Source organism: Hydrogenophaga sp. L76 (assembly GCF_057654755.1).
Map to the genome: position 1 here is coordinate 830,501 of NZ_CM172807.1, position 17,091 is coordinate 847,591.

Below are 17,091 nucleotides of genomic sequence, written 5' to 3' on the forward strand. Positions count from 1 at the left end.
GCGAGCCCGTCACGGCGGTGGCCCGATTTGTTTGACCGCGTGCAACCGCTGTAGGCTGCGTGCGGCCGCTCAAAGTTGACGGCTGCACAACCGCAATTTCCCAGACCGACGGCGCGGGTTGCGCTTGGCCAGGCCGTGGGCGATGGCGTAGCGAAAGATCTGTGAGCAGGTCTGAAGGGCGCGTTTGGCGATGTCGAGGGCCCCGCGCTTTTTTCGATGGCTTTCATCATGGCGACCAGCTCGGGAGCCTCGATTTCCGCGACAGGGCGCTAGCCAATGGCCGGGAAAACGTCGGCCTCCAGACGGCGCCACACGTAGACCGTGTGGCTGTCGCTGCGCGCGGTCTTCCAGCTTTCCCACCATTTCTTTGCCACGGCCGCGAAGGTGTCTTCGACGGCCAGGCGGCGGGCGATCTTCTCGAACTTGCGGGCGGCCATCGGGTCTGTCCCCGTAGCCAGGAGCTTTCTCGCCAAGTCCGCTTTGTCGCGAGCCTGGGCAAGTGAGACATCCGGGTAGACGCCCAAGGCCATGAGCTTTTGTTTGCCGTCGAAGCGATAGGCCCAGCGCCACAACTTTGAACCTAGCGGCGTTACGTGCAACTGCAAGCCGCGGCCATCGGTGAGCTTGAAGGCCGACTCCCGTGGCTTGGTCGACTTGATGGCGATGTCGGTCAGGGCCATGTTCACCCCCGTTGGTAGAGGAAATACCAACACGGCACCTCCTGCGTACCACCAACAATACCAACAGAAACCCTTGGATGGCAAGAACCGTTTCGGGACGTCCGGAAACAAAAAAGCCCCGGAACACGAGGTAAACCGGGGCTTTCAGGGTGTCTTGCGAGACGTCCTGGGACGCTCTGGGACTCATTATTGGCGGAGAGGGCGGGACAGCTTCGAAAACTGCCTTAACCCTATATAAATCAACGAGTTAGGAGCGGTTGGGGGTGGAAAACTCTCAAATTCTGCTACCAATCTTGTTACCAGTCAACCCCTGGGGCTTGACAAGTGGGGGATTTTTTGGCTGGATTTTAGCTTTTAGTCGTTCGTTTTCTTCTTCCAGTTCTTTCGCCCTGGCCCTTACCGCCTTCAATTCAGCCTCGAAATCCTGTTTCATTTTTAGGCTGTTACCAATGTGCTTTTTGAAGTTTTCAAGTTCGGTTTCCTTGGTTTCCAGTTGATCAGCTTTTAACTGTAGCTGAGTTGCCCAGTCCTTGATATCGAAAGCATATTTCTCCTTTAATACCTTCTGCTGTTTCATCAGTTTATTCATCATCGGAGCAAATTTTTCTCGAATTTCCTCGATGGAAACCTTTTTGCTCAAAAAACTGGTTTCGAGTGACTCAATAGTTTTCTCGATGGTTTTTTGATAATCGGTATCAAGTGCCTTATCTACTATTGAGTAGAATTCTTTTAGTGATTTGTGTTTTCTCATACTCCCTTTTACTCCTCTTTTAAGTCCTAATTCTTGGTTGTGTTCGGCGTGCCTGTTGTGCAGCTCGATTAAAAATCCCTTGCTGTACCTTTTGGCATTTAGTGACCAAGTTTCCTTTTCAGTCGATCCATATCTATTCTTGTAATGCTTTACGGTCTTTTGCTCAGTCCCCAGCATAAAATGGATGTGAGGGGTTTTTTCGTCTAAATGAAGGACGGCAAACTTAACTTGATCGCCAAACTCTTTTTTGAAAAATTCAACTTGGCTATTGGCCCAGTCTTGAATTTGTTTTTTTGTTTTGCCTTTGAAAAATTCAGGCGATGCTGAAACCACAAACTCAACCATTAAGACATTATCTTTCTTCTCTTTAATGTCCAATTTTTTGTAGTGATCTGTGAGCTTCTTTTGCAGATCAGTTGCATCGGTTGTTGAAACTCCAAGACTGTTAATCAGAATCTGATTAAAGTGGCTTTTGCTACTATCTATATTGTCTTGGATTCGCAATCTTAGATTGTGTTCTGCTGCATTTGTTATCTGTTGTCTATTCTTGACTTTTCCGATTCTTAGTATATTATAGTTATGTGGCATCGTGACTTTCTCCCTTATTATAGTTATTAGGTATTACTATCATATTGGGATTTTCGGCAAAGTCAATGCCACCACCCTTTAGGTTGGTGTCACTCACTATACCAACCTAGCAAGCTAGGTTGGGTTCGCCCTCCGGGGGTAATACCTTCCGCCCAAAAAAATAGACCCCTAGGGGTCTATTTTTGTTTGGCGGTTTATCAGCTCAAATCATTTCAAGCAATGATTTTTGTGCTGATTTTGTGAGCCCAAAAAGTTGGGCTGCTGTGTATTTTTTGGTGTAGTAATTGACATTTACGTTGTCAATTTCGTGCCCAAAAAACTGACAGCGGGGTTCAAATTCAACCCCAGATTTTTGGAAAAAATCGTTCGAGAATTTCCGCAAGCTGTGATAAACCAGTTTGGGATCAGTGATTTTTACGGCTTCCAAATTTCGCCGAAACATTTTTCCGGCTGCATTTCCTGCCCCTTTTCCGGGTCGATGGTTGTATTTGAAAACCCCATCGGTTTTGTTTTTCAGGAAATTTTCGAACCCTATTTTCATCACTTCAATGGGAATTGGAACTTCTCGAATTCCTGCCAAGGTTTTGGAGTCAGTGATTTTCAGGACGAAAAACTCTTCTTCGATCTTGATTTGTGGAACAGTCAAGCCTGTAATTTCACCCACTCGACAGCCAGAAATCAGGGTCAAAACCAGCACCCAGTAATAATCTGGGGCTTTGGTTTTTTGGGTTTTCAGGAACTCGCTGGAGAAGATGGACCGGATTTCTTCCTCAGTAAAAATCGAGTAGCCTGATTTGATTTTGTCCTTTTTGCTCAAAAGCTTTCGATCCTGAGCAGGATTTTCAGCAAGGTAATAACCTTGTTTTTTGGCGAAATTGAACAGGGCACGGAGTGTGCCAATCTTGTTATCAATGGTCCGAAGTCCATTATTTTTCTGGCTCAAAAACTCCTGATACCGTGTCACATCACCTGTGCCGAGTGTGTGGATCTGGGGATTTTTGAGGAACTTCGAGAACTCGGTAACCGTGTTTTTGTAGCTGGTGACGGTGGCCGTGGTGAGGTTTTTTCTCAGGCCGATCATCTTGTCCAGAACTTCCAGAAGCCGAAGGCTTGAACCTTGATCGCTCAAAGAGCTGGCTCCCCCATGTGGGGGCTGGGGGGTAGAGTTGTAGAGTGGGGCAAGCTGCTGGATGGCTTCCATCATCCGAGCAAAATCCTCTGGCCCATCTGCTTTGGCTACACCTTTGGACAGGTCCAACTCGAACCGATCTCGTGGGAGTGAAAAATCGAAGTCCGAAATTTTGGGCTTGGTCATCTCGATGGCTCGCAACAGGTCAAGTGCTCGCAGTCTAGCAAGCACAGGATCACGAGTTTTTAGGGACCGTTTGAACTGGGTCAGACCTACACGGGTGTGCAGGTAATACATGCCGTTGCGGCTGTATACAGGAATTGTGAGCACTTTTTGCTACCAAAAGTGCTACCAACTCGTTTGCCCTCTTTGGAAAAAGTCCTTTAAAATCAAGGACTTAGAGCAATTGGCGGAGAGGGCGGGATTCGAACCCGCGGTGGGGATTAGCCCACACACGCTTTCCAGGCGTGCGACTTAAACCACTCATCCACCTCTCCGCGAAGCCCTGCATTGTAGCAGGCCAGACGGCGCCTACCGGAGCATCAGACTGCTTTTCCGGTGCCGATCATCTTCATCGCCGAGCCGATCAGGCCCGCGACCTCGGTCATGTTGCCGGGAATGATCAACGTGGTGGTGGCGTCCGCCGCGACCTTGCCGTAGGCATCAACAGCCCGTTCAGCCACCTTCAGCTGCACGGCTTGCTCGCCGCCCGGTTGCTGGATGGCCGCTGCGATGCGTTCGATGGCCTGCGCGGTGGCGTCGGCCACCGCGGTGATGGCCGCGGCCTCGCCCTGGGCGTTGTTGATGGCGGCCTGCTTTTCACCCTCGGAGCGGGCGATGAAGGCCTCGCGCTCACCGGTGGCGATGTTGATCTGCTCCTGGCGCCGACCTTCGGACGCGGCGATCAGGGCCCGCTTTTCACGCTCGGCGGTGATCTGCGCCTGCATGGCCAGCAGAATTTCCTTGGGCGGCGTGAGGTCCTTGATTTCATAGCGCAGCACCTTCACGCCCCAGTTGAGCGCGGCTTCGTCGATGGCGTGAACCACCTGGGCGTTGATGATGTCGCGCTCTTCGAAGGTCTTGTCCAGCTCCAGCTTGCCGATGACCGAGCGCAGCGAGGTCTGTGCGAGCTGGGTCACGGCCATGATGTAGTTGGACGAGCCGTAGCTGGCGCGCATGGGGTCGGTGACCTGGAAGTACAGGATGCCGTCGACCTGCAACTGCGTGTTGTCGCGTGTGATGCAGACCTGGCTGGGCACATCCAGCGGAATTTCTTTGAGACTGTGCTTGTAGGCCACCTTGTCGATGAACGGCACCAGAAAGTTCAGGCCGGGCGCCAGGGATGCGTGGTACTTGCCCAGGCGTTCGACCACCCAGCTGTTCTGCTGGGGTACGACCTTGATCGAGCGGGTGATGAAGATGGCGGCGATGACAAACAGAAGTACGGCGATTTCCATGTGTGTGATTCCGTTGTGGTGAGAAGAGGGTTTGCATCATGCCCCACGGGCAAGGTTGCAGTCTGATGGTCAGACTTTTTCCACCAGCAGACGGCTGCCCACGAGTTCTGCCACGCGGTAGGCCCCCGGAATCGGGGGGTTGCCCGCCCGCTGGATCACGGTCCATTGCGCGCCCCGGTATTTGACGCTTGCTGTGCCGTCGGGCAGCCATTCTTCGATCTGTATGACCTCACCCACATCGAGATTCACACTGCGCATGGCGCGCACCGACGGGTCCGACGGGCGCCGCCGCTTGATCAGGTGCCAGAAGAACACGGCCGCGGATCCGATCACCGCAGCCACAATCAGCTGCATGCTCAATCCGACGCCTGCATGGGCGGCCAGTGCCGCGGCGACCATGCCCACGGCCAGCATGAGCAGGTAGAAAGTCCCGGTGAACAACTCCAGCGCCACGGCCGCGCCGACCAGCAGCCACCAAAGGGTGGAATCCGACATGTAAGCTCTCCAATGCGGCAGGCATTCCCCTGAATGTCTGACCCGTGCCACATTCTGCGACAAATGCCCTGCGTCAAAAGGGCAGGGCCACTTGATTTCCGTACACTTCGCGCCTGTTTCGATTCCTTTTGCACCTGATGGCCGCGTCCGCGGCTGGAGACCGACATGAAATTCCGTTTTCCCATCGTCATCATCGATGAGGACTTCCGCTCGGAGAACTCCTCCGGTCTGGGTATTCGCGCCCTGGCGCAAGCCATCGAGACGGAGGGGTTCGAGGTGGTCGGCGTCACCAGCTACGGCGACCTCAGCCTGTTCGCGCAGCAGCAGAGCCGCGCCAGCGCGTTCATCCTGTCCATTGACGATGAAGAGTTCAGCCCTGGGCCGGATCTGGACCCGGTGGTGCTGAACCTGCGCAACTTCATTCAGGAAGTGCGGCGCAAGAACGCCGATGTGCCGATCTACGTGCACGGCGAAACCAAGACCAGCCGCCACCTGCCCAACGACATCCTGCGCGAGCTGCACGGCTTCATCCACATGTTCGAGGACACGCCCGAGTTCGTGGCGCGTCACATCATCCGCGAAGCCAAGAGTTATCTCGAAGGCATCCAGCCGCCGTTCTTCAAGGCGCTGCTCGATTACGCCGAAGACGGCTCCTACTCGTGGCACTGCCCGGGTCATTCGGGCGGCGTGGCCTTCCTGAAGAGCCCGGTGGGCCAGATGTACCACCAGTTCTACGGTGAGAACATGCTGCGGGCCGACGTGTGCAACGCGGTGGAAGAGCTGGGTCAGCTGCTGGACCACAACGGCGCCATCGGTGCCAGCGAACGCAACGCGGCGCGCATCTTCAACGCCGACCACTGCTACTTCGTCACCAACGGCACCAGCACCAGCAACAAGATGGTCTGGCACCACACGGTGGCGCCGGGCGACGTGGTGGTGGTGGACCGCAACTGCCACAAGTCCATCCTGCACAGCATCATCATGACGGGCGCGATCCCCGTCTTCCTGAAGCCCACGCGCAACCACTACGGCATCATCGGCCCGATCCCGCAGAGCGAGTTCGAGATCGACGCCATCAAGGCCAAGATCCGCGCCAACCCGCTGCTGGCCGGCGTGGATGCCGACACCGTCAAGCCGCGCATCCTGACGCTCACGCAGTCCACCTACGACGGTGTGCTCTACAACACCGAGACCATCAAGAACCTGCTCGATGGCTGGGTGGACAACCTGCACTTCGACGAAGCCTGGCTGCCCCATGCGGCCTTCCACCCGTTCTACGGCAGCTTCCACGCCATGGGCAAGAAGCGCGCGCGTCCGCAGCATTCGGTGGTCTACGCGACGCAGTCCATCCACAAGCTGCTGGCCGGCATCAGCCAGGCCAGCCATGTGCTGGTACAGGACTCGCAGACCACCAAGCTGGACCGCCACCTCTTCAACGAGGCCTACCTGATGCACACCAGCACCAGCCCGCAGTACAGCATCATCGCCAGCTGCGACGTGGCGGCGGCCATGATGGAGCCGCCCGGCGGCACCGCGCTGGTGGAGGAGAGCATCGCCGAAGCCCTGGATTTCCGCCGCGCCATGCGCAAGGTCGAGGCGGAATTCGGTGAAGACGACTGGTGGTTCCAGGTCTGGGGACCCGACAACCTGGTGGAAGAGGGCATCGGCCGCGCCAGCGACTGGGTGCTCAAGCGCACCGACGCCGATGGCGTGCAGCCCTCCGATGGCGAAGAAGCCTGGCACGGTTTCGGCGACATGGCGCCGGGCTTCAACATGCTGGACCCGATCAAGGCGACCATCGTCACGCCCGGCCTGAACATGAACGGCGATTTCGCCGCCACCGGCATCCCGGCCTCCATCGTCACCAAGTTCCTGGCCGAGCACGGCGTGGTGGTGGAGAAGACCGGGCTTTACAGCTTCTTCATCATGTTCACCATCGGCATCACCAAGGGCCGCTGGAACACGCTGCTGACCGCGCTGCAGCAGTTCAAGGACGACTACGCCAAGAACCAGCCCATGTGGCGCATCCTGCCGGAGTTCTGCCAGAAACACCCCCGTTACGAACAGATGGGCCTGCGCGACCTCTGCCAGCACGTGCACGAGCTCTACGCCAAGTACGACATCGCACGCCTCACGACCGACATGTACCTGAGCGATCACACGCCGGCCATGAAACCGAGTGACGCGTTTGCGCACATCGCCCACCGCACCACGCAACGCGTGCCGATCGATGATCTGGAGGGCCGCATCACCACCAGCCTGGTGACGCCGTATCCGCCCGGCATCCCGCTGCTGATCCCCGGCGAGGTGTTCAACAAGAAGATCGTGGACTACCTCAAGTTCAACCGCGAGTTTGCGCGCGAGTGCCCCGGGTTCGAGACCGATATCCACGGGCTGGTGCAAGAGCGCGGGGTGGACGGCGTGGTCAGCTACTTTGCCGACTGTGTGGGTGTCTGAAACCGCCGGACACGGCGATCCGGAGGGCACACGGTAAGATGTTCTGGCAACCCGCGCCGCGCGGGAAGTGCAATGGAACGTGCACCGTGCATGCCCACCACCCAACCGGAGGCTTACCGATGTTCCCTGAATACCGCGATCTCATCACCCGACTCAAGGGCCATGACGTCCACTTCACGCGCCTGTTTGACAAGCACAACGAACTGGACCAGGTGATCAAAAACAAGGAAGCGCACATTGAACCCGGTTCGCAGGTCGAGATTGAGCAGTTGAAAAAAGAAAAACTGCTGCTCAAGGACCAGATTTACGGCCTCTTGCGCCAGGCCAGCACCTGAGCAGCGCGGTCAGATCCCCTGTTCAACGCAGGGCAGGGGTCTGCGCACCGACCGGCGCCGACAAGTCGGCGTCGCTCCGGATGCGCAAAAAAGTGGCAAAGCGCGGCAGGCCACTGTCGTGCAGACCCCGGTAGCGGTAGGTCACCCAGGCACCTACCGGCGGCGGCCGCTTGCGCAAGGCGTCGCTGAAGCCGCTCCCGATCCGGAAGCGCCGTCCGTCCGGCGATTGCACCAGCAGGGCGCCCATGGCGCCCACGTATTTGCCCCGACCGGGCACGGACCCCAGCACCTGGGCTTCTGCGTCTTCGTGGGTCTTCACTTTGAGCAGGTCGTCGCTGCGCACGGCGCGGTAGAACGAGTCGCCACGGTGCAGCATCAAGCCTTCGCCACCCGACCGCACCATCCGGTCCAGCCGATGGCCCAGCGCCTCGTGGCTGGACACCCGTTCCTGCGGCACGGCCTGCACCCACGGCCGGTCCATGCCCTGGACCAGTGACCGGTAAGCCACGATGCGCTCACTGAACACGCCCGGGTGTGCCGGCAGATCAAACACCATGAAACGGATGCGTCGCCAGGCCTCGTCATCGGGCGTTTGCTGGCGCACGGTGGAGACCGTTTCTTCGAAGCGGCCACGTCCGGCCCAGAGTTCACCGTCCATGGGTTCGGCGGGCCAGCCCTGGGTGAACCAGGCCGGTGCCTGAACCTCGGTCCCGCCGCGGGTCAACAAGCGCCGGCCATCCCAGAAACCGCGCACACCGTCGTACTTTTCGCTGAGCCAGTAGGCACCCAGGTCGATGCCCGGGCGGTAGACGTTAGCCAGCATCAGGGCCGGGGTGTTGTTGGGGGCGGCTGCCTCGGCGCCGCCGAACGCCAGCAGGCCGAGCGCCGCCAGCATCCATGCCCGCCGGCTAACGAGAGGCTGGCCGGACGCTTGCACGGTCAGGAACCTGCCGGTTCGCTGTCGCGGCTGGCGCCGCCGGTCTGGCTGAAGCCCCCGTCCACATGGGTGATCTCCGCAGTCACACCTGAAGCCAGATCGGACAGCAGGAACGCGGCCACGTTGCCCACGTCTTCGATCGTGATGTTGCGGCGCAGGGGCGATGCGGCGGCCACCATGCCCAGCAGCTTGCCAAAGTCCTTGATGCCGCTGGCGGCCAACGTCTTGATCGGTCCGGCGCTGATGCCGTTGACACGCATGCCCCGCGGACCCAGCGACTCGGCCAGGTAGCGCACCGAAGCTTCCAGGCTGGCCTTGGCCAGGCCCATGGTGTTGTAGTGGGGAATGATGCGCTGCGCACCGAGGTAGCTCAGTGTGAGCAGGGCGGCTCTGTCGTTGAGGTAGGGCAGGGCGGCCTTGGCCATGGCGGGGAAACTGTAGGCGCTGATGTCGTGGGCGACGCGGAAAGCTTCGCGCGACAGGCCATCGAGAAAGTCGCCGGCGATCGCCTCGCGCGGCGCGAAGCCGATGCTGTGCACGAAGCCGTCAAACTTCGGCCAGGTCTTCGACAGATCGGCAAACATCTGGTGAATCTGGGCGTCGTCGCTGACATCGCAGTCAAAGATCAACGTCGAGTCGAACTCGGCCGCAAACTCGGTGATGCGGTCCTTGAAGCGTTCCCCCACATAGCTGAAAGCGAGTTCGGCGCCCTGCTGGTGGCAGGCTCTGGCGATGCCGTAGGCGATGGATCGGTTGGACAACACACCCGTGATCAGCAGTTTTTTGCCGCTCAGAAAACCCATGGCTCTACCTCCGATGAAAAATCCAGCAGAATTGTCGCATGCACCCACCTCTTCACCGCCTCCGTTCACGCCTGGCTGGTCTGTGTTCGGTGGCCGTGCTGGCGCTGTCTGCAAGCCCGGTCTGGTCGGCGCACGGCTATGCGCTCTGGGGTGACCTCAGATACCCACCGGGGTTTGACCATTTTGCCTACGTGAACCCTGCCGCGCCCAAAGGGGGCGAGTTGCGGCTGGTCAGCAACCTGCGCGTTTCCACCTTCGACAAATACAACCCGTTCACCTTGCGGGGCAGTGCACCGGCCTACCTGTCCGACCTGATGTTCGACTCGCTGCTCACGGGTGCGCTGGACGAAACGGGTGCCGGCTACGGACTGCTGGCCGAAGACGTGGATGCCGCGAGCGACGGCCTGTCGGTCACCTTCCGGTTGCGGCGCGAGGCGCGTTTCCACAATGGCGACCCGGTGCTGGCCGCCGACGTGAAGCACAGCTTCGACACCCTCATGGGGCCCTACACCTCGCCCGCCTACAAGACCATCCTGGAAGACGTGGCGGGACTGGACGTGATCGACGAGCGCACGGTGCGCTACCGGTTCAAGAAGCCCAACCGCGAAATGCCGTTGACGGTGGGCGGCCTGCCCGTGTTCAGCCGTGCCTGGGGCAACACACCTGATCCCAAGACTGGGCAGCGCAAGAGCTTTGACCAGGTGGTGATGGATTTCCCGATCGGCAGCGGTCCGTACAAGATCGGTCCCGTGCAGTTTGGCAAGGACATCACCTACGTGCGCGACCCGGCCTACTGGGCGCGCGACCTGCCGGTGCGCCGCGGCACCGCCAATTTCGACCGCATCACGGTGAAGATTTACAAGGACGCCACCGCGCGGCTCGAAGCGCTCAAGGCGGGCGAGTTTGACCTGATGCGCTTCTTCTCGGCCGGCGACTGGGCGCGTCGCGTCAATGGCAAACGCTTCAACACCGGCGAGCTCGTCAAGGCCGAGCTGGTGCACCGCCTGCCCACTGGCTTCCAGAGTTATGTGCTCAACACGCGCCGCCAGCCGCTCGACGACATCCGCGTGCGAGAGGCGCTAGGTCTGGCGATGGACTACGAGTGGATGAACCGGCAGATGTTCTACGGCGCCTACCAGCGCGTGCAGGGCCTGTTTGGCAATACCGATTGTTCGCCCACGGGCGAGCCTGGACCCGACGAACTCGCGTTGATGCAACCCTGGCGCAGCCAGTTGCCCGCCGCGGCCTTTGGCCCCATGTACGCACCGCCGCGCACCGACGGCCAGGACTCCCTGCGCGGCAACTTGCGCAAGGCCCAGGCGCTGTTGCGTGAGGCTGGCTGGACGGTGCAGGGAGGGCAATTGCGCAACGCCCGGGGGCAAGCCATGGTGCTGGAATATCTGGACAGCGCCGAAACCGGGGCGAGGGTTGTCACACCGTGGGCGCGCAATCTGGAAAAGCTCGGCATCGAGCTGAAGTTCCGGCCGGTGGATTTCGCGCTGTACCAGCAGCGCCTGCGCGGTTTCGACTTCGACATCATTTCCATCGCCTACGGCGGCACGCCCAACCCCGGCGCCGAATACGCCGACCTGTTCGGCAGTCAGGCGGCCAAGACCGAAGACTCAGGCAACTTCGCGGGCGTCAGCAGCCCCGCTGTGGATGCGCTGCTGGCCCGGATGGTCAATGCGCGCATCAAGCCCGACTTCCTGGCCGCCTGCCGGGCGCTGGACCGCGTCATCAGTCACAGCCACTACCTGATACCGCAGTGGTCTGCGACCACCCACCGCATGGTCTACAACGCCTGGCGGCTGGACCGCCCGAAGGACATGCCGCCTTACGCAGCCGGCGAAGCCTGGGCCATCGACACCTGGTGGAGCAAGCAGTGACCACCGCCATCGCTTGTTCGATGAGATCAGGTACAAACTGACCATGTGGGTCTACATCCTCAAACGCCTCCTGCTCATGATCCCGACGTTGTTCGGGGTCTTGCTGCTGACCTTCGTGGTGATCCAGTTCGTGCCGGGCGGGCCGGTGGACCAGTACCTGGCCGAGGCGCGCACAGGGCAGGGCGGTGGTGCGGAGGGCGGCTCGGTGTACCGGGGCGCCCAGGGCGTCGATCCGCAGCGGCTGGAGCAGATCAAGGCGCTGTACGGCTTTGACAAGCCGGCGCACGAGCGCTTTTTCCAGATGCTCGGGCAGTTCGCGCGTTTCGACCTGGGCACCAGCTTCTTCCAGAACAAGGCGGTGTCCGAACTCATCGTCGAAAAGCTGCCGGTGTCGATCAGTCTCGGCATGTGGACCTTTTTCATCAGCTATCTGGTGGCCGTGCCGCTGGGCGTGGCCAAGGCGGTGCGCGCCGGTTCGCGCTTCGATCTGGTCACCACGCTGCTGGTGTTGATCGGTTACGCCATTCCCGGCTTTGTGCTGGGCGTGGCGCTGCTGGTGATCTTTGGCGGACAGCTGCAGTGGTTTCCGCTGCGCGGCCTCACCTCGTCCAACTGGGAGGAGCTGAGCTGGGGTGCGCGCATCGTGGACTATCTCTGGCACATCACCCTGCCGCTGACCGCCATGGTGCTCGGGAGTTTTGCGGTCACGGCCATGCTCACGAAGAACGCCTTTCTGGAAGAAATCCGCAAGCAGTACGTGATGACCGCGCGCGCCAAGGGCCTGAGCGAGCGCCAGGTGCTGTGGAAGCACGTCTTCCGCAACGCGCTGATTCCCATCGTCACCGGCTTTCCCTCGGCCTTCATCGGCGCGTTCTTCGCCGGTTCGCTGCTCATCGAGACGCTGTTTTCGCTCGACGGCCTGGGTCTGCTGAGCTACGAGAGCGTGATCCGGCGCGACTATCCCGTCGTGCTGGGCACGCTGTTCTTCTTCACGCTGATCGGGCTGGTGACCAAACTGATCTCCGACCTTTGTTACGTGTGGGTCGATCCCCGCGTCAAGTTCGATTGAATCCGATGGCTGCCGCTTCTCCTTCTCGCCGCGCCTGGCAGCGCTTCAAACGCAACCGCCTGGGTTACTGGAGCCTGGTGATCTTCTGCGTGCTGGTGGTCGCCAGCCTGTTTGCCGAGCTGCTGTCGAACGATCGACCGCTGATCGTGCGTTACGAGGGCAGCACCTATTTCCCCATGGTGCAGGACTACCCGGAAACCACGTTCGGCGGTGATTTTGAAACCAGCACCGACTACCTGGACCCCTTCATCCGCGAGCAGCTGAACCGCGGCGACAACTGGGCGGTCTATGCGCCCAACCCCTATGGCCCGAAGACACTCAACTACTTCGCCAAAGAGCCCAATCCTTCGGCGCCCACCCTCGACAACTGGCTCGGCACCGACGACCGGGGCCGCGATCTGCTGGCCCAGCTGATCTACGGCTTCCGGGTCAGCGTGCTGTTTGCGCTGGCACTCACCTTCATCGGCGTCTTGCTGGGCGTGATCACCGGTGCCATCCAGGGCTTTTTTGGCGGCAAGACCGACCTGGCCTTCCAGCGTTTCATCGAGATCTGGGGTTCGATGCCCGAGCTCTACCTGCTCATCATCTTCTCCGCCGTGTTCGCGCCCAGCATCAGCCTGCTGCTGGTGTTGCTCAGCCTGTTTGGCTGGATGGGCTTGTCCGACTACGTACGCGCCGAATTCCTGCGCAACCGCCAGCTGGACTACGTGCGCGCGGCGCGTGCCCTGGGCCTGTCGAACGGGCAGATCATCTGGCGCCACGTGTTGCCCAACAGCCTGACGCCGGTGGTGACTTTTCTGCCGTTCCGCATGAGCGCGGCCATCCTGGCGCTGACCTCGCTGGACTTTCTGGGCCTGGGCGTGCCGCCCGGCACGCCGTCGCTCGGTGAGCTGCTCAGCCAGGGCAAGAACAACATCGACGCCTGGTGGATTTCCATGTCCACCTTCGCCGTGCTCGTGATCACGCTGCTGCTGCTGACCTTCATGGGGGATGCGCTGCGTGATGCGCTGGACCCCAGAAAGCAGGACCGATGAAACCTTTGCTGGAGGTCCGGAACCTGAGGGTGTCGTTCGGCGACCAGGAGGTGGTGCACGGCATCGATTTTTCGATCGCTGCTGGCGAAAAGCTGGCCCTGGTGGGCGAGTCCGGTTCGGGCAAGACGGTCTCGGCGCTCTCGCTGCTGCGCCTGGTGCACAACGCCGAGGTCAGCGGTTCGGCGCTGCTGGCGGGGCGGGACCTGCTGCAGATGACCGAACACCAGTTGCGCGGCGTGCGCGGTGACGACGTGGCCGTCATCTTCCAGGAGCCCATGACGGCGCTCAACCCGCTCTACGCGGTGGGCGACCAGATTGGTGAAGTGCTGCAACTGAAAAAGGGGCTGACGACGGGCCAGGCCCGGTCCGCCACGGTGGAGCTGCTGGCGTCCACGGGCATCCCCGAGCCCGCCCGCCGCGCGAACGCCTTCCCGCACCAGCTCAGCGGTGGCCAGCGCCAGCGCGCCATGATCGCCATGGCGCTGGCCAGTGCGCCGAAGCTGCTGCTGGCCGACGAGCCCACCACCGCGCTGGATGTGAGCCTGCGTGGCCAGATCCTCGACCTGCTGGCCGATCTGCAGCGCCAGCACGGCATGGCGGTGTTGCTGATCACGCACGACCTGAACCTGGTGCGGCGCTTCGCCGACCGCGTGGCGGTGATGGAGCGCGGGCATCTGGTGGAGCAGGGCGGTGTGAGCGAGGTGTTTGCCGCGCCGCAACACGCCTACACCCGCATGCTGCTGGCCAGCAAACCCGCTCGCGATGTGGTGGAGGCGCCCGCCACCGCGGCCGAGCCGGTGCTGCAGGCGCGGGGTCTGCGCGTGAGTTACCCGGTTCCGCTGCCGGGCCTGAGCGGCTGGTTCAACAAGGGGGAGTTCGTTGCCGTGCAAGGGGCTGATCTCGACATTCCGCCTGGACGCACGCTGGGGGTGATCGGTGAGTCGGGCTCGGGCAAGTCCACGCTTGCGCTGGCTGCGCTGGGCCTGCTGCCGCACCAGGGCAGCCTGCAGGTGACCGGGACCGACTGGAGCGAAGCACGCAAGACGGGCCAGAGCCGAGCCCTGCGTCAGCGCATCCAGGTCGTCTTTCAGGATCCGTTTTCTTCGCTGTCCCCACGCATGACGGTGGAGCAGATTGTGGGCGAAGGCCTGCTGGTCCACGAACCCGGGATGTCGGTCGCACAGCGACGTGAGCGGGTGGTCGCAGCGCTCGCCGATGTGGGGCTGGTGGACGACCCTCGCCATGGCGGCGACTGGCTGCAGCGCTACCCCCACGAGTTTTCCGGCGGCCAGCGCCAGCGCCTGGCGATTGCGCGCGCGCTCATCGTGGGGCCTCAACTGCTGGTGCTCGACGAGCCCACGAGTGCGCTGGACGTGACGGTGCAGAAACAGGTGCTCGCATTGCTGCAGCGTCTGCAGCGCAAGCGGGAGCTGAGCTACTTGCTGATCACCCACGACGTGGACGTGATCGCTGCCATGGCCCACGAGGTCGTGGTGATGAAAGACGGGGTATTGCTCGAACGGGGTCACGTGGACCGGGTGCTGCAACAGCCGCAACATCCCTACACCCAGGCGCTGGTTCGGGCCGCAGCCTGAGCTGCGTGTGCGGGCTTGAACTAACATCACTCCCCAGCATTGGCCGCCGTGGCGCGTCTTCGCGCGAACCCCTTCCACCCTCATCCATGACCCAGACCCTACCGCCAGCGCCTTCCCCAACTGCCGCCGTGCCCGTGGACATGATTTCGCCAGTCCGCTGGGTCGAAAGAGGCTGGGACGATCTGCGGGCCAACCCGATACCGGGGCTGGCTCACGGCGCGTTGATCACGGCCTTCGGCTGGTTGCTGATGTGGGCGGCGCGCGAGAAATTCTGGCTGCTTGCAGGGGCCTTCTCCGGCTTCCTGATCGTCGCCCCGGTGCTGGCGACCGGCCTGTACCACGTCAGCCGTGAACGAGCCGTCGGGCGGCAGGCGGGCCTGGCCGATGTGTTCGCGCTGTGGCGCACGTTTGATGGGCGCCTGGTGCGCTTTGGCCTGCTGCTGGGCCTGGCGGGTACCGGCTGGGTATTGACCTCCGCCGGCCTGATCACACTCTGGTCCGAGATCCCTATCAACAAGCCGGTTGATTTTTTGCGCCACGTGGTGCTGGTGCGGGAACCCGGCCTGTTCGAGGTCTGGCTCCTGATGGGCTCGCTGCTCGCTGCGCCGGTTTTTGCCTCCAGCGTGGTCGCCATACCGATGCTGGTGGACAAGAGCGTTCCCGTCAGCATGGCGGTGACAGCGAGTTGGCGCGCCGTGGCCGATCACCCCGGGCCGCTGGTCTGGTGGGCGGTGCTGATCGGCATGCTGGTGGGTATGGGCATGATCACCGCCTTGCTGGGCCTGATCGTGGTCATCCCCCTGGTGGCCCATGCCAGCTGGCACGCCTACCGCGACCTCTGCCCCGAACCCCCCACGTCCACGGCGCCCGCCGTCTGAGCCGCACCGCGACCGTTTTCCATGGAAACCACCCTTTTCGGCTACACCGAGGGCCAGATCGCCCAGTTCGGCTTGACCTTCGGTGTCGGCGCGTTCATCCTGTACATGCTGTTCATCGTGTTCAACCTCGCGTTGGAGTCCAAGGCGGGCAAATTCGGCTCGTTCATCCTGTTTCTGGTGCTCTCGCTGGGCATGCTGGGCTTTGTTGCCAAAAACATCATTCAGTGGGTGTTGGGTATTTGATGGCGTCGGTGGCTCGGATATTGCAATAGGGGTCTCGGACAGGTTACAATGTGAGCTTCACGACCAAATGGGCGGGTTACTACCGGCCCATTTTTTTTGGCCGAACGCTTTTCCAACCAACACCGAACAAGGCAGATACCGCACCAATGGCCTGGCAAGAAACCGTCACGCAAACCGTCACTGGACTGGGTTTTGACCTGGTGGATCTGGAGCGTTCCGCCGGTGGTTTGTTGCGTGTCACGATCGATCTGCCCTGGCAACAGCCAGAAGCGGGCCAGCCCGCACCGGTGCCCCAGTTCGTGACGGTGGAAGATTGCGAGAAGGTGACGCGCCAGCTGCACTATCTGCTGGAAGTCGAAGGTCTCGAATACCGCCGGCTGGAGGTGGGTTCGCCGGGTATCGATCGTCCCTTGCGTCATGAAGTCGACTACATCCGTTTTGAGGGTCACACGGTTGACCTCACGCTGAAGGCGCCGATCGGCGTCACGGATTCGGGCATTTCCGCCAGTCGAAAAAAGTTTCGCGGCACGCTGGAGCGGGCTGCTGATGGGGTTTCCTGGCAACTGGTCTGGAGCGATGCGCCCGAACCCAAGCCCGGGCAGCGTGTGAGCAAGAAGCGCGTTCCGCCGCCGTTGCAGGCGCTGGGCTTTGTGCTGGACGATGTCCAGCAGGCCCGGTTGGCGCCTATTGTGAATTTCAAGGGTCGCCAGTCGGCTTCAGGTGGATCGGATCCGGTTTGAAGTGTGATTTGTGC

17 protein-coding genes and 1 tRNA gene are annotated in these 17,091 nt (G+C 60.8%); 9 read left to right on the top strand and 9 right to left on the bottom strand.

Features of this window, described 5'->3' with window-relative positions; translation table 11 throughout:
• Positions 1–69 precede the first annotated feature (69 nt).
• From AC23D4_RS03900 to AC23D4_RS03930, 7 genes are all read right to left on the bottom strand, one after another.
• A complete protein-coding gene (locus AC23D4_RS03900; protein WP_472887933.1) occupies positions 70–363 on the bottom strand; it encodes a phage integrase central domain-containing protein in 294 nt (97 codons plus the stop codon).
• Positions 270–680: a tyrosine-type recombinase/integrase gene (locus tag AC23D4_RS03905; RefSeq protein WP_472887932.1), complete on the bottom strand. Its 411-nt coding sequence runs from the start codon at positions 678–680 to the stop codon at positions 270–272. The genes AC23D4_RS03900 and AC23D4_RS03905 overlap by 94 nt, the downstream gene beginning before the upstream one ends.
• A 274-nt stretch (positions 681–954) precedes the next feature.
• The gene (gene mobV, locus AC23D4_RS03910) at positions 955–2,019 is read right to left on the bottom strand and encodes a MobV family relaxase (RefSeq protein ID WP_472887931.1); all 1,065 of its coding nucleotides are present in this window, start codon (positions 2,017–2,019) and stop codon (positions 955–957) included.
• 202 nt (positions 2,020–2,221) lie between these two features.
• Positions 2,222–3,445, bottom strand: a complete 1,224-nt coding sequence (locus tag AC23D4_RS03915; protein WP_472887930.1) for a site-specific integrase — start codon at positions 3,443–3,445, stop codon at positions 2,222–2,224.
• A 110-nt stretch (positions 3,446–3,555) separates the two neighbouring features.
• Positions 3,556–3,645 (bottom strand) — tRNA-Ser (locus tag AC23D4_RS03920).
• 45 nt (positions 3,646–3,690) lie between these two features.
• Positions 3,691–4,605, bottom strand: coding sequence for an SPFH domain-containing protein (locus tag AC23D4_RS03925; RefSeq protein WP_472887929.1), 915 nt, complete (start codon positions 4,603–4,605; stop codon positions 3,691–3,693).
• 69 nt (positions 4,606–4,674) lie between these two features.
• The gene (locus AC23D4_RS03930; RefSeq protein ID WP_472887928.1) at positions 4,675–5,100 is read right to left on the bottom strand and encodes an NfeD family protein; all 426 of its coding nucleotides are present in this window, start codon (positions 5,098–5,100) and stop codon (positions 4,675–4,677) included.
• Between the two features lie 165 nt (positions 5,101–5,265).
• On the opposite strand from AC23D4_RS03930, the gene AC23D4_RS03935 reads away from it, so the two are divergent.
• A complete protein-coding gene (locus tag AC23D4_RS03935; protein WP_472887927.1) occupies positions 5,266–7,557 on the top strand; it encodes an Orn/Lys/Arg family decarboxylase in 2,292 nt (763 codons plus the stop codon).
• 119 nt (positions 7,558–7,676) lie between these two features.
• Positions 7,677–7,892 carry an HP1242/YdcH family protein gene (locus AC23D4_RS03940; RefSeq protein WP_472887926.1) on the top strand — a complete coding sequence of 72 codons (216 nt, stop codon included), beginning with the start codon at positions 7,677–7,679 and terminating at the stop codon, positions 7,890–7,892.
• 22 nt (positions 7,893–7,914) lie between these two features.
• On the opposite strand, the gene AC23D4_RS03945 is transcribed toward AC23D4_RS03940, so the two are convergent.
• Together AC23D4_RS03945 and fabI are read right to left on the bottom strand one after the other, a co-directional pair.
• A complete protein-coding gene (locus AC23D4_RS03945) occupies positions 7,915–8,787 on the bottom strand; it encodes a DNA ligase (protein ID WP_472887925.1) in 873 nt (290 codons plus the stop codon).
• Between the two features lie 44 nt (positions 8,788–8,831).
• Complete coding sequence (fabI, locus tag AC23D4_RS03950; RefSeq protein WP_472887924.1) at positions 8,832–9,632, bottom strand: enoyl-ACP reductase FabI; 801 nt, start codon at positions 9,630–9,632, stop codon at positions 8,832–8,834.
• Between the two features lie 38 nt (positions 9,633–9,670).
• On the opposite strand from fabI, the gene AC23D4_RS03955 reads away from it, so the two are divergent.
• The 7 genes from AC23D4_RS03955 to rimP all read left to right on the top strand — a co-directional run bounded on the left by AC23D4_RS03955 (position 9,671) and on the right by rimP (position 17,077).
• The gene (locus AC23D4_RS03955) at positions 9,671–11,518 is read left to right on the top strand and encodes an extracellular solute-binding protein (RefSeq protein WP_472887923.1); all 1,848 of its coding nucleotides are present in this window, start codon (positions 9,671–9,673) and stop codon (positions 11,516–11,518) included.
• A 43-nt stretch (positions 11,519–11,561) separates the two neighbouring features.
• Entirely contained in the window at positions 11,562–12,587 is a 1,026-nt protein-coding gene (locus AC23D4_RS03960) for a microcin C ABC transporter permease YejB (protein ID WP_472887922.1), read from the top strand.
• 5 nt (positions 12,588–12,592) lie between these two features.
• Positions 12,593–13,621 (top strand): ABC transporter permease, encoded by a 1,029-nt coding sequence (locus AC23D4_RS03965; protein WP_472887921.1) that lies wholly within the window; start codon positions 12,593–12,595, stop codon positions 13,619–13,621.
• Positions 13,618–15,216: an ABC transporter ATP-binding protein gene (locus tag AC23D4_RS03970; protein ID WP_472887920.1), complete on the top strand. Its 1,599-nt coding sequence runs from the start codon at positions 13,618–13,620 to the stop codon at positions 15,214–15,216. Before AC23D4_RS03965 ends, AC23D4_RS03970 begins: the two co-directional genes overlap by 4 nt.
• Positions 15,217–15,356: 140 nt before the next feature.
• Entirely contained in the window at positions 15,357–16,094 is a 738-nt protein-coding gene (locus AC23D4_RS03975; RefSeq protein ID WP_487623693.1) for a DUF2189 domain-containing protein, read from the top strand.
• A gap of 21 nt (positions 16,095–16,115) precedes the next feature.
• Complete coding sequence (locus AC23D4_RS03980) at positions 16,116–16,337, top strand: DUF2788 domain-containing protein (RefSeq protein ID WP_177134148.1); 222 nt, start codon at positions 16,116–16,118, stop codon at positions 16,335–16,337.
• Positions 16,338–16,483: 146 nt separating this feature from the next.
• The gene (gene rimP / locus AC23D4_RS03985; protein ID WP_472888005.1) at positions 16,484–17,077 is read left to right on the top strand and encodes a ribosome maturation factor RimP; all 594 of its coding nucleotides are present in this window, start codon (positions 16,484–16,486) and stop codon (positions 17,075–17,077) included.
• Positions 17,078–17,091: the final 14 nt, after the last annotated feature.